This window comes from Faecalicatena orotica, from assembly GCF_003149245.1.
Taxonomy (GTDB): Bacteria; Bacillota; Clostridia; order Lachnospirales; family Lachnospiraceae; genus Faecalicatena_A; species Faecalicatena_A orotica.
The window spans coordinates 123,483-137,948 of record NZ_QGDL01000001.1; the positions used below are offsets into that span (position 1 = coordinate 123,483).

Sequence of the window (14,466 nt, forward strand, 5' to 3'; positions counted from 1 at the left end):
ATGTACGGAGAAGATAAATTGTCAGATATGAACTGCCTGCCATTATCCTCCAGCCAGATGAATATCTGGAACCTGGAAATGGCACACCCGGGACTCCCCATGAACAACATATGTACAGCACTGAAAATAGAAGGGAATCTAAATCTGGAGTATCTTCAGACGTGCATGGAACTTGCGTTCCGGGCATTTCCGTCTCTTCGCACAAGAATCACAGTGAGGGACGGAAAGCCCGGACAATATATTACAGAGGAACTGCCGGGAAGGACAGCTTTATTCGATTTCACGGAAACGGATGAGGAAGGGCTTACGACCTGGTTCCATTCTGTTGCCAGAGAGCATTTTATGCTCGAGGACCATTCCCTGTGTGAGATGTTATTATTTAAGACATCTGAGAGCAGTGGCGGGATCCTTACAAGAGTACACCACATCATCGCCGATGCATGGTCTCACGCATTGGTTACCAATCATATCATTCATAATTATTTCCGGCTCCTTAGCGGTCTTAAGCCTGATCATGAGGCTGTCCCGTTTTATGAGGAGCATATCATAAATGAACAAAATTATTTACAATCCAAAGCCTTTGAGAAAGATAAAAGGTACTGGAAAGAGGCTTTGAAAAATATTTCACCGGGACTGGCAAAAGAGTACCAGTGTGCTCTCGTAAGCCCTGTCGGTTATCGTAAATCATACCGGTTATCCAATCGCCTGAACCGTCTGATTGGCAGTTTTTGTGAGAAAGAGAAGGTTTCTCCGTTTGCGGTCTTTTACATGGGTCTGGCGATTTACTTAAGGCGCATGAAAGGGCAGGAGAGATTCTGCATCGGTGTGCCGACAATCAACAGACTCAATTACAGGGAAAAGCAGGCCGGCGGGATGTTTGTCAATACACTGCCGTTTGTAAATGAACTTGATATTTCGATGTCATGGAACCAGTTTAATGAAAAGCTTCAGTCTGACTGGTTTTCCTTATTGTGCCATCAAAGAATCCCGTTTGAATATATAAAAAAACTGGCTCAGGAAGGCGGCCACGAAGGAAACGAGCCTTTGTTCCACATTGTGCTGTCCTATCAGAACGGTAAGATGGACCATTTAAGAGGGGCCCGTGTTTTTCTGGAAGGCCGGTGGCTGTACAGTGGTTACCAGAGCGAAGCGCTGTGCATTCATTTAAGCAGCCGCGACGGAGAAAACCAGTTTACGGTAGATTATGATTATCTGACACAGATTTTCAGTGAACAGGAAATAGAGAAGCTCCATGAAACGCTTTCACGCATCCTAAAAGAAGCCCTCCGGGAACCGGACAAGCCGATATCCTGCCTCTCCCTGCTTGGCGAGGAGACCGAGGAGAGGGTCATCTTTGATTTTAACCAGACGGATACATGGTATGAACGTGAAAAATGTATTGCACAAAAGCTGGATGAGATGATGCAGCTGTATCCGGACCGGGCAGCCGTTATATTTGAAGGAAAAAGAATATCATATAAAGAGCTGGGAAGACAGGCGGGAATCATTTCCGAAAGAATCAGGGAGATAACAGGGGATGAACAAGGAACGGTTGCATTGCTGATGGAACGCAGTGACCGTTTGTTTGCCGCGCTTACAGGTATCATATTTTCAGGTAACAGCTGGCTTTTTATAGATACAGAGCTGCCATCCATGAGGAAAGAGGAATTGCTGGCAGACAGCCATGCGCTGTTTGTCATTACTGATGACAGTCAGGCACTGGATGGGGAAGACGCCCGAAAAGTAATGTTATGGGGGCAGGACACTGCAGTACATGTACTGGAGTTTACCGCGCTTATTTCTGGAAAGGACAGCCCGGTTTCCACTGATCCCATTGTATTATCACAACCGGATGATCTGGCATATCTGGTTTATACATCCGGCAGCACAGGTCTTCCGAAGGCGGTAGAAGTGGAACAGCACAGTGTTGTGAATCTGGCCGCAGCCATGCAGCCACTATATCCAAAGGGCGCGGTCCTTTCGATCTGTAATGTGGGATTCGATGCCTTTCTGCTGGAAAGTGTGTCCGCACTTTTAAACGGAAAGACGATCGTTATGGCTTCCGGTCAGGAAATGAATCATCCCCGGAAGATCGGCAGGCTGATTCTGAATTACGATGCTGGGTTTATGGCGCTGACGCCGTCCAGATTATCCGCTTATATGGCAGAAGAAGAATTTAGAAAAGCACTGTCTCATCTGGAAACGATCATATGCGGAGGAGAGAGTTTTCCTCTGCAGCTTTACAGAACTCTTTCAGGCCTTACATCAGCGGTGGTATACAACCAGTATGGACCTTCCGAGGCGACAGTGGCAGTCAGCCATGCAGCAGTAAACGGCAGGGAATCCGTCAATATCGGTGCCCCCCTGCAGAACTGCAGGATCTATATACTGGATGAATATATGAACCCGCTGCCGCCCGGTTCAGCCGGTGAGATTTATATCGGAGGTGAATGTCTGGCAAGAGGGTATCATAGCCGGGAGAAACTGACAAAGGAGAGTTTCCTTGCGGACCCGTTTATAAAGGGGGCGCGGATATACCGCACCGGTGATTATGGGAAATGGTCGGAAGACGGGAGAATCTTTTATCTGGGAAGGAAAGACGACCAGGTAAAACTGCTTGGACACAGAATTGAGCTTTCCGAGATAGAATCCGTGCTCATGCTCCATCCCGGAGTCTGGACGGCGGCAGTGACGGTATCAGAAGGGATGCTGACTGCGTATTTTGCGGGAGATGAAGAACTGACAGAGGAAGCATTACTTACCTACGCCGCAAATTACCTGCCGCGGTATCTGATACCGGCTGCAGCGGTAAGGGTAGAAAAACTGCCGCTTACCACAAATGGAAAAGTCGATTTCAGACTGCTGGAAAAACCGGTTATTACAAATGAGCAGGTACATCCGGCCGATGAAGTGGAAGAAGTCCTTCTCGATATCTGGAAACGGGTACTTAAGCGGGAAGAACTGGGAGTACAATCGGATTACTTCCGGTCAGGCGGCGATTCCCTGAATGCGGTGCTGATGCTTCTGGAGGTAGAAAAAGAATTTTCAAGGAGTATATCGGTTACAGAATTATATGGTTGTTCCACACTGAGAAGACTCGGCAACCTGATCCGTGGGAAGGCGGTTGAAAGTGGGAACCGGAAAGCAGGCATAAAGAAGGCTCAAGAGCAGGCATTTTATCCGTTGACGCCTTCTCAGGAAAGTTTTTATGTTCTCCAGCAGCTGGATGAGACAAAGATCAGCTATAATATGCCGATGGCCTTCCGACTTGGTACATGGCTGGATTTCCCGAGACTGGAACAGGCTTTCCGCAAAATGGCAGAACAGGATCCGGTACTTAGGACTGTTTTTATGATTGAAAGCGGGCAGGTGACGGCCAGAGTGCTCCCCCAGAGTGACTTCCGGATGGAATGGATGGAAGCGGCCGGATTTGAAGAGGCTATGCATCATTTTGTGCGCCCGTTTGACCTGGAGAAGGGACCTTTGTTCCGGGCGGCAATGGTTAAGCTCCCGGAAAATGAGCCGGGGCTTCTTCTGGATATGCATCACATTATCTCTGACGGAATCAGCATGCAGATTCTGCTTCACAGGCTCGACCTGTACTACCGGGGCGGCGAAGTAAAAGTACCGGAACTTACATATGCCGATTATGCATGGTGGGTGAAGGAAAATTCCGGTCAGGGGAGGGATTCCTGCAGGAAATTCTGGATGGAACAGATGAGGAACTCCCTGCCGGAGAAAACACTTCCCCTTGACCGGCCAAGACCGCCAGTGTTTGACGGAAAGGGGGCGGAGCACTGCTTTGTTCTTCCGGAAGCCTTAAGCGGCAGCATAAAAGAATTCTGCGAGGAGCATGAGGTGACACCGTTCATTCTTCTTTTGTCAGTTTACGGCCTTCTGGTCAGCCGGTATTCTGGATCAGAAAAGGTAGTGGCCGGAACCCCTGTTTCCGGGCGGCATGAACAGAACATGGAGGAAATGACAGGTGTTTTTGTACATACACTTCCTGTGTTCATCCATGCGGACCCGGAGCTGACTTTTGAAACGTATCTGCATAATGTCCGTCATACAGTGTCCGGAATGCTGGATCATCAGGAAATTTCGCTGGAAGAGCTGACCGGGCTTTCCGGTGCAGAGAGATCAAGAGATAGAAATACACTGTTTGACATTCTGTTTACCATGACTCCTTTGCAGAAGGAGGATGTTACTATTGGGGGTGCAGACCTTATTTACATGCCTTATGATACACATGCAGTCAAGATGGACCTGAATCTGGAAGTGACTTACATGAAGGGCGGGTACCGTTTCCGTTTCGAGTATGCGAAGAGCCTGTTCGACGAGGTAACCATTGCTTTTTATGGAAGATGCTGTGTGCAGGGACTCAAAGAGGTGCTGAAACATCCTGAAAAGAGGCTGGGCGTCATAGAGATGCTGGATGCGGCGGACAGAATCCGCCTTCTGGAGCAGCCGAGGAGAATCCGCACGCCCTATGATGCGGCACCCGTGGACTGCCTGTTGGACGAAACAGCCGCAGCCAACCCGGATAGAATAGCGGTACAGTGGGGCGATGGGCAGTTTGACACGTTCGGAACATTAAAGGAAAAAAGCGATCTACTTGCCTCTGTTTTGGAAAACAAAGGGATTACAGCAGGGGACAAGGTCGCCTTCTTGACGAAACGGACGGGGCTGATGCCAGTCCTTATGTTCGGTATTTTGAAAGCCGGGGCAGCCTATGTGCCGGTAGACCCGTCTTTTCCGAAAGAGCGGATCAGGTACATGCTTGAGCAGGCGGGGGTCCGGCTGGCCGTTTACGGGCATGAGGAACTCGTTCTGGACGGGATGCCCTGTGAGGCACTGGTCTGGGATGAGGAGGAGCTGCTCCGTTTAAAGGGAGATTCAGTGTTTCACAGGAAGCACCAGTCATCCGATGCGGCAAATGTGATCTTTACATCCGGTACAACAGGAAAGCCGAAGGGGGCTGTCATGCTTCACAGGGCGCTGTCGAATCTGTCAGCGCATCTGGAACCACTGCTTGGTACGTGGGATGAAAAAATCCTCTGTGCATCCAACTGTGTATTTGACGTGTTTACAACAGAAACAATTCTGGCGCTGGGGAAGGGGTATCCGGTCAGTATTGCGGATGAAGAAGAAATGCTGCTCCCGTGGAAGATGGCAGAGCGGATCAGGAGGGACCGGGTAACGATCCTCCAGCTGACTCCGTCCAGACTGCAGATGTGTCTGGGTGATGAAAGCTTTTGTGCGAGCCTGAGCGGCATACACAGGATTATCCTTCTCGGTGAGCCGTGGGGGATGGAGCTTAAAAGGAGGCTGAAGGACCTCACAGATGCCAGAATCTTCAATATCTACGGCCCGACGGAAACGTCTGTCCATAACTGCCAGGGAGATATTACGGATGAGGACAGCATCCATATAGGAAAGCCTATCGGAAACTGCCGCTACTACCTGCTGGATGAAAAAGGAAAGCCGCTGCCGCCGACTGCGGTGGGGGAAATATATATAGCCGGGGAATGCCTGTCAGCCGGTTATATTGGTCAGCCGGAACTGACAGAGGAGGTATTTGTGCCGGACTGTTACTCAAAAGAAGAGAAGATGTACCGCACCGGAGATCTCGGCAGACTCAGGGCGGATGGAAACTGGCAGTGTCTGGGGCGTGTTGACACACAACTGAAGCTGAATGGACACAGAATTGAACCTCTGGAAATTGCAGAAGCTATGCAGCAGTCAGGGATGGTGAAAGAGGCTGCAGTTGTTCCCGTGCTAAGGGACGGGATTCCGGAGTATTTAAGAGGTGCTGCGGTAGCGGCCCCCGGTTATCAGGAAGGGGCACTCAGAGAATTTCTGTTAGAAAGACTCCCAGATTATATGATTCCTTCTGAAATCCTGACATTAACAGAAATGCCGAGAACGGCAAGCGGTAAAACGGATTTGAAGAAACTTGCACTGCCGGATATAAAATCTGCTGCAGAAGCAGGAGAAAGAGAAATGAGTGAAATCGCTGCATTGTGGCGGGAAGTGCTCGGAAAAGACCCCGACCCGGAAGTTTCTTTTTTTGAGCAGGGAGGAACATCTCTTATGGCTATCCTGATTCTGAACAGGTATCATCAGAAACAGTACGATTTCAGCATCAATGATTTTTATCATTATCCGACACTTGATGCTCAGGAAAAGCTTTTATCTGGCAAAAAGCGGGATGGGGAGCAGAAAACGGCACAGGAGCAGACAGTGACGCCGGAAATTCCACGTAAATCAGCGGGGGTGGATGAATGTATCTGTTCACTGGGAGCCATACTCCTGACCGGTGCATCCGGATATCTGGGAAGTTATATTCTAAAAAAACTGCTGGAGTATGGTGGTGAGAAAGTATACTGCCTGGTCAGAGGGAACGGGGAACGGTTGAAAGAGGTTCTGGATACATATTTTGATTCCGGTTTTTATGAGAAGTACGCGGGGCGCATTGAAATTGCCACTGGTGACATAACAAAGGAAGGGTTCGGGCTGCCACAGGATATCTATGACAAAATGGTACAGGAAGTGACACGCGTATTCCACTGTGCGGCGGATGTCAGGCACTATGCGCCGCCGGAGGAGCTGAACCGTACAAATATAGAGGGGACCGCGGAGGTACTGCATTTTGTGAAAAAGGCAGGTGCGGCAATGATGCACATGTCGACTGTCAGTGTGGCCGGAAACAGGCTTCTGGAGGAACCGGGCCGGACATATACCTTTCATGAAGAAGATCTGGATGCCGGGCAGAACTGGCAGGATAATCCTTATGTCAAGAGCAAACTCCTTGCAGAAAAGCTGGTAGATGATGCCGTGAAAGAAGGAGCGCATGCAAGAATATTCAGGATCGGAAGGCTGGCGGCTAATTCTTATAATGGAAAATTCCAGAAGAACCCACAGTCAAATGCATATTACCGGCTGATCAAAGGCATTCTGGAACTGGGAATGATGCCGGAGGCCCTCTATCATCAGCCGATCGAGCTGACACCTGTCAATCAGGCCGCGGAGGCCGTGGTCAGATTAAGTGGTTCAACAGGCGGAACATACCACATATACTGCCCGTACGAGACTGAGATCGGACCGCTTGCCAAAGCCTGTGCACCCATAGAGCGAGTGTCTGCCGATGACTTTGAGCATATGCTTGAGAAACGTATGACAGAGTCTGATTCACCATATATACAGGCACTGGCACAGGTGTGGTATGAAGGAAAAACAGACGGGAGTATGGTGCAGCTTCGTCAGGACAAGACACTAAAAAAATTGGCGGAACTGGATTTCTGGTGGCAGAAACCAGATATTGATAAACAAAAGATGTGTTTTTTACAGGAAGGAAGTGAGGGAAAGGTATGACAATTGTCGGCCACATATTGGATGTATCTGCTGCGGTTCTTGCATTTTTTATAGTCAGCTGCTTTTTGAAGGGCAGACTCAGTGCAGTGCAGAAATTGTACCTGTCTTCGGCGGCCTTCCTGCTCGTCTGGCTTATGGCGATCATCGGTATGGAGCATACGAAAAAGGTGGGCATCTGGCAGGTGCTGGATGCCATTACATGTGCATGTTCTGCACTGCTTATTATGACAATACTGATGATCTCGCTTATTTTTACAAAAAATCTTGTGAAAGTACCGCGGAATTACTGGCTGCTGTATCTGCTGCCGGCCCTGTCATCCCTGATTGTATTTACAAATCCGCTGCACCACCTGTTCTATCGCAGGTTTTCCATCTATGCCTCTGAGGTGCGTTTTGGACCTCTGTTTATTATTTCAGGGCTGCAGTATTATATTTATTCCCTGTTTGTCCTTATAATCATGATACGTTTCGGTTTAAAAAGCCGTGTGAGGAGGGTGTGGGGGCAGGTTGGCCTGTTTATCGGCGGGCTTCTGGTTCCGCTTTTCACCAACTTGCTGGCAACACTGAAGGTGGTGAATCTGCCAATATCGGCAACACCGCTTGCCTTTCTGGTCACGATTATATGCCACGGGATCGCGGTCTATTATTTTAATTTCCTTAATATCAAGCCGGCGGCGCTGGAAAATATGGTGGACAATATTTCGGAAGGATATGCAATCCTGTCTGCGGACAGCTGCATCATTTACAGCAATACGGCTTTTGAGGAGATATTCGGGGACAAGTACCATATGAGGATTAACAGCTACCTGAACAGGATTGTGGAAGAACTGGAGGACCGGAAAAAGGATGTCATCTATAATCTGCTCAATTTTTTTGATGTATGTAAGCAGTCGGTTAATATTATATCTTATGAGCAGGCCATCCTCTGTGAGGAAGGAAAATTTTATTATTCTGTAGAACTAACCCCGATTCTGGTCAAACACAGGCTGGCAGGGGTACTGGCCATGTTCAGGGACGTGACAAAATTAAAGGAAGAGATGCGCAGGAAACAGCAGAACCTGAGCCGGGCAATGGAGCGGGAACGGCTGATCTCCCTCGGCCAGATGATCGGAAGTATTTCACATAACCTGAAGACTCCTATTATGGCCGTGTCTGGTGATGTGGCGCTTCTGGAGGATCTGGTTAGAGAATATAAGGATAGTATCGGAGATCAGGATGTGACCGTAGAGGACCATAAGGAGATTGCGGATGAAATGTCCGGCTGGCTTCAAAGAATTAAAGAATGCTGTGCTTATATGTCCGATATTATTACTACGGTAAAAGGAATGGCAGCAAATCTGAGCACGTCTTCGGAAGGTGAATTTACCATTGACGAGCTGATAAAGAGAGTCCAGATGTTTTTAAAGGGAAAACTGGGAAAGAACGGCTGCCGGCTCATCGTTTCGAACGAGCTGCCCGAGGGGAATGTAATACACGGGGATATCAATAATATGGTCCAGGTAATTAATAACCTGATTGATAATGCCTGTGATGCGATGGAAGGAAGAGGCGGGGAAATAAAGCTGAGAGCCTTTCGGACAGAACACAGCATCTGTATGATGGTAAGGGACCAGGGGTGCGGTATTCCGAATGATGTGAAGGAGAAGCTTTTCCGATCCATGTATACGACAAAAGGAACGAAGGGTACGGGACTGGGACTGTACAGCTCGGCGGAAATCATCCGGGCAAGATTTGGAGGAAAAATATGGGTTGAGGACAATGAGGACGGCGGGGCAAGCTTTTTTGTCGAGCTTCCTGATGAGGAGAGAGGATAGGAAACATGCGTAAGAATAGAGCTGGAAAAGAAAAAAATGGATTTAAAATGTTTATTCTTGATGATGACAGGAATATCCTGGAGGCTTTGGGGGCTAATTTCCGGACAAAGGGCTATGAGGTGGTGACACAGGAGAACCCACTGGAAGCGCTGAGGCAGATGGAAGAAGAGCATTATGATATTCTGATTCTGGATTTTATTATGACACCAGTCTGTGGGGACGAAGTGGTGGCGAGGCTCAGGAAATTCGATCAGAGAATCTATGTGATCATGCTGACGGGCCACAAGGAACTGGCACCGCCCCTTAATACGATCCGGGAGTTGGAAATTCAGGGATATTGTGAAAAAAGCAGCAGGTATGACCAGTTGGAACTGCTTGTGGAAAGCTGTGTAAAATGTATCCGCCATATTAATACCATTTACCGCTACCAGGATGGATTGTCCAGCATTCTGACAGCAATCCCGCATCTGCACCAGATGCTCCCGGTGGATGAACTGTGCAGACAGGTCCTGACTGAATTAAAGGAACTGACAAGATCTCAGGACTGCTTTGTATGGGTGAAACCGGACAGCATACTGACTGATATTGATACAGCTGAGCTGCCTGCGGATATTTACCGGGGGGCCGGAAAATATGAGATGTCTTTTTTCGAATTTGAAAGAGAAAATTATCCTGAAGTGGTGGGGGTGATCAGACAGAGTCTGAATGAGCGCAGAATTATTTTTCAGGATGAAAAACATGTACTGCTGGTACCGCTTCTTGGAAAAAATGAGATGATACTTGGTGTGCTCGGGGCGGAGATGGAAGAACGTCCTGATATCACGATGGAGGCTCTGCTTTCGGTTTATGCGGAACAGGTTACAACTGCGCTTCGCAATGCACTGTTGAAAATCCTGCTGAACGCAAATAATGTCAGACTTTCGAGCATGAATAAAAGACTGCGGGACAGTTTTATGCAGACAGTAGAGGCGCTGCGTCTTCTGGTGGATGCGAAGGATCTGTATACGAGGGGGCATTCCGACAGAGTATCATTTTACGGGGTGGAACTTGCAAAGAAAGTATCTGACGACAAAGTGTTTATTAACAGAGTCCGTATCGCCGGGCTTTTGCATGATGTCGGGAAGATTGGTGTATCTGATGCTATTTTAAGCAAACCGGACCGGCTGACGGAAAACGAATTTGCGGAAATAAAGAAGCATCCGGGAATCGGGGCAAATATTCTGGCCTGCATGGACATGTTTAATGCAATCGGTGATATCGTTTGTGCCCACCACGAGCGTTTCGACGGGACCGGTTATCCGAAAAAGCGGATGGGGGAAGGAATTCCGAAGGAGGCAAGGATCATATCGATTGCAGATGCCTTTGATGCAATGATGTCAGACAGGCATTACAGAAAGAGGCTTTCTTTTGATCAGGCGGTGGTACAGCTCAGGACAGGGAAAGGCAGTCAGTTTGACCCATGCCTTGTGGATGCATTTTTAGAAGTGTTGGAAGATTACGATACGATATGTGGGGAACTGCAGTGGACTTATGAAGAAAATAACAAAGGGAGATATGCGGATTATGGAACAGAAGACATTATATAGAGATGTAAAAGTATATGAAACCCTTCCGGAATGTCTGTTGGAGGTAAAGGACCTCTATACAGAAAAGAAAGCTATTACTATGTTCGGGAGAGACCGGGAAGAGCTGAGTGTTACATACGGGGAATTCGTTAAAGACGTGCAGGGCGCCGCATATATGATGGCACAGAGAAAAATGGCCGGAAAGCATATCGGGATTGTAGGGGAAAACTCCTATGAATGGATCGTTGCATTCTGTGCTGCCGGCTGCATCGGTTCCGTTGGAGTTCCGATTGATGTTGAGCAGCCGGAGAATGAAATTGTAAATCTGGCTGATTTTGCAGACGCTTCCTTTGTTATTGCCCAGAAGGAGTTCCTGCCGGCATTCGATGGCTGGCAGAATGGATTCGCCATTCCGATGGAGAGTGATTTCGTGCAGATGATCCGGGAAGGGCGTGACGCTGTATCAGTGGCAGGAATCCGGGATTTTAGCTTTGGGAAAAGGGTGGAGAAAGAGACGCCGCTTGCGATCGTCTACACATCGGGTACGACGAGTGTGTCCAAAGCGGTAGTCTTAAGCCATTACAACATGATGTATGATGCCTGCTGCTGTCAGGCTTCCGTAAAGCTGGAAGACCGGATGTTCAACCCGCTCCCGCTTTACCATACCTATTCGCTGGGCTGTGGCATACTGAACATACTTGCCCACGGCCAGAATATCTGTATCAACGGCAATCTGAAGACTTTGTTCCGCGATATTAAGTTATATAGCCCGGAAATTATCATGGCAGTGCCGCTTGTTCTGGAAAACCTCTTAAAAGAGATACACCGTGTGCAGGAAAAACTGGGGATCCGGGAACAGACAGAACAGGCCGTGGAGAGGTTCCGTAAGAGTGTATTTCTGAAAAAGCCGGTCCTTGTAAACGGGATGAAAGAAATCATGGGGGATTCTCTCAAAACAATCTGCTGTGGAGGCGCACATTTGAACGAAAAGATAGCGGAGGAATACACAGCCTATGGCATCGACCTGCTTCAGGGATACGGGATTACAGAGTGCAGTCCGCTGATCAGCAACAGTATCCGCGGACAAAACAGAATCAACTCTGTAGGACTTCTGCTTCCGGGAATCGAAATGAAGATTGCAGACGGGGAGATTCTTGTGAAAGGCCCCTGCGTGTTTAAAGAATACTATAAAAATCCCGGAATTACGGAAGAGAGTTTTACGGACGGCTGGTTCCATACCGGAGATATCGGCTATCTGGACAGGAAAGGATTCCTGTTCATCTGTGGAAGAAAAAAGAATCTGATTGTGTTTAACAACGGAAAAAAAGTCGTGCCTGAGGAACTGGAAGCCTATATCCACCAGATTCCTCTTGTAAAGGAAGTCATGGTATATGGAGAAAGTACGGGAAATGCGCCGGACGAAGTGAGACTGTCCGCACTGATCTGTGTAGATATGAGTAAAACGGATGAGACGGACAACTACAAAATTTTGGAAAATATTCAGGAGGAGATTACAAGACTGAACAGCAGACTGCCTGTCTACAAAAGGATCCAGTCTGTGAAACTCTCAGAGTCAGAGTTTCAGAAAACGTCTATGCAGAAAATCCAGAGAAGGAAGGTGAGCCTATGACAGAGGAGGAAATGCTGCACATCGTAGAAGAAATTGTAGATGAGGTGACAGGCGTACAGCACCTGACGATGGATACAGAGTTTGTGAAGGACCTGGCGCTGAATTCAATGGATGTAGCAAACCTTGTATGTGCATTTGAAGAAAGATTTCAGGCGGAGATACCGATGAAGGATGTCCGCAACCTTATGGTAGTGAGAGATGTTATTCAGTATATGAAGAAATGGGAAGCAGATAAAAAATAAGAAATTCTGAAAAGCTCTTGACAAAGAAAATGGAACTTGATATGATTAAAAAACAGAACGCACTCTGTTTTTGCATTTCTGAAGTTGTTTAAGAAAGTAGGGAAGCATATGAGAAGACAGGTTTATTCATTGCTGGTTGATAACAATCCAGGTGTACTGAGCCGGATTGCGGGTCTTTTCAGCAGAAGAGGCTACAGCATTGACAGTATCACTGCAGGCATGACTGCAGATCCAAGATTTACAAGAATCACTGTAGTGGCAAGCGGAGATGAGCTGATCCTTTCCCAGATTGAGAAGCAGGTCCGCAAGCTGGAGGATGTCATTGAAATCAAAGTCCTCAAAGACGGGGAATCCGTTTACCGGGAGCTGATTATGGTGAAGATCCGCGCCAACGCTGCACAGCGTCCGGAAGTAATCTCTATCGCAGATATCTTCAGGGCCAAGATTGTAGATGTCGAGAAGGAGTCCATGATCATCGAACTGACAGGGAACCAGTCCAAGCTGGAAGCATTTTTGAATCTTCTGGACGGATATGAGATTCTGGAACTGGCAAGAACAGGAATCACCGGTCTGGCGAGAGGCATCAAGGACGTCACATTCATCGACTGAGTATGGCCGGTACCGTGGAAAAGTGCAGGTAAGACTACCGGAAGCTAGAGGCAGAGCGCCTTTAACTCATAAATCTATTGGGCAGGGGATGTTCAATACAAAGTAATGTATCATCAGACAAAAGCTCTGATGAAAAAGAATTAGGAGGAAGATTAAAATGGCAGCAAAAATTTATTATCAGGAAGATTGTAACCTTTCCATGTTAGAAGGCAAGACAATCGCAGTTATTGGTTACGGAAGCCAGGGACACGCACATGCTTTGAACTTAAAAGAATCAGGATGCAGCGTTATCATCGGTCTTTATGAGGGCAGCAAGTCATGGAAGAAAGCAGAAGAACAGGGATTCGAGGTATTTACGGCAGCAGAGGCTGCTAAGAAAGCAGATATCATCATGATTCTGATCAACGATGAGAAACAGGCTGCAATGTACAAAAAAGACATTGAGCCAAATCTGGAAGAAGGCAATATGCTGATGTTCGCACACGGCTTTGCAATCCACTTCGGACAGATCGTACCGCCTCCGTATGTAGACGTTACTATGATCGCGCCTAAGGGACCGGGACACACTGTAAGAAGTGAGTACCAGGCAGGAAAGGGTGTTCCTTGTCTTGTAGCTGTACAGCAGGATGCATCAGGAAAGGCTCTTGATAAGGCACTGGCATATGCACTCGGAATCGGTGGGGCAAGAGCAGGTGTATTAGAGACAACATTCAGAACAGAGACAGAGACAGACCTTTTCGGAGAGCAGGCAGTTCTTTGCGGTGGTGTATGTGCACTGATGCAGGCAGGATTCGAGACTCTGGTAGAAGCAGGATATGATCCGAGAAATGCTTACTTTGAATGTATCCATGAGATGAAGCTGATTGTTGACCTGATCTATCAGTCAGGATTCTCAGGAATGAGATATTCTATCTCTAACACAGCTGAGTATGGTGATTATATAACAGGACCTAAGATCATTACAGACGAGACTAAGAAGAACATGAAGAAGATCTTAAGCGACATTCAGGACGGTACATTTGCAAAAGACTTCCTGCTTGATATGTCAGAAGCAGGCGGCCAGGCTCACTTCAGAGCGATGAGAAAGCTTGCAGCTGAGCATCCGGCGGAGAAAGTCGGCGAGGAAGTAAGAAAGCTTTACAGCTGGAGTGATGAAGATAAGCTGATCAATAACTAATCTTTTCAGGAATGACGGGAGATTAGAAAAATACGTGGAACCCCGGCGCCTTATA

The 14,466-nt window shown here is 47.7% G+C and carries 7 protein-coding genes; all 7 read left to right on the top strand.

Features of this window, described 5'->3' with window-relative positions; genetic code table 11:
* The 7 genes from A8806_RS00595 (at position 1) to ilvC (ending at position 14,411) form a co-directional block, all read left to right on the top strand.
* On the top strand, positions 1-7,374 hold the full coding sequence (locus A8806_RS00595; RefSeq protein WP_109729228.1) for a non-ribosomal peptide synthetase: 7,374 nt from the start codon (positions 1-3) through the stop codon (positions 7,372-7,374).
* Entirely contained in the window at positions 7,371-9,188 is a 1,818-nt protein-coding gene (locus tag A8806_RS00600; RefSeq protein WP_109729229.1) for an ATP-binding protein, read from the top strand. Before A8806_RS00595 ends, A8806_RS00600 begins: the two co-directional genes overlap by 4 nt.
* 5 nt (positions 9,189-9,193) lie before the next feature.
* The gene (locus A8806_RS00605; protein ID WP_109729230.1) at positions 9,194-10,774 is read left to right on the top strand and encodes an HD domain-containing response regulator; all 1,581 of its coding nucleotides are present in this window, start codon (positions 9,194-9,196) and stop codon (positions 10,772-10,774) included.
* On the top strand, positions 10,752-12,383 hold the full coding sequence (locus A8806_RS00610; protein ID WP_109729231.1) for an AMP-binding protein: 1,632 nt from the start codon (positions 10,752-10,754) through the stop codon (positions 12,381-12,383). Before A8806_RS00605 ends, A8806_RS00610 begins: the two co-directional genes overlap by 23 nt.
* On the top strand, positions 12,380-12,625 hold the full coding sequence (locus A8806_RS00615) for an acyl carrier protein (RefSeq protein ID WP_242995912.1): 246 nt from the start codon (positions 12,380-12,382) through the stop codon (positions 12,623-12,625). The genes A8806_RS00610 and A8806_RS00615 overlap by 4 nt, the downstream gene beginning before the upstream one ends.
* Before the next feature lie 108 nt (positions 12,626-12,733).
* Positions 12,734-13,234, top strand: a complete 501-nt coding sequence (gene ilvN, locus A8806_RS00620; protein ID WP_109729232.1) for an acetolactate synthase small subunit — start codon at positions 12,734-12,736, stop codon at positions 13,232-13,234.
* A gap of 157 nt (positions 13,235-13,391) precedes the next feature.
* Complete coding sequence (ilvC, locus tag A8806_RS00625) at positions 13,392-14,411, top strand: ketol-acid reductoisomerase (protein ID WP_109729233.1); 1,020 nt, start codon at positions 13,392-13,394, stop codon at positions 14,409-14,411.
* Positions 14,412-14,466 lie beyond the last annotated feature (55 nt).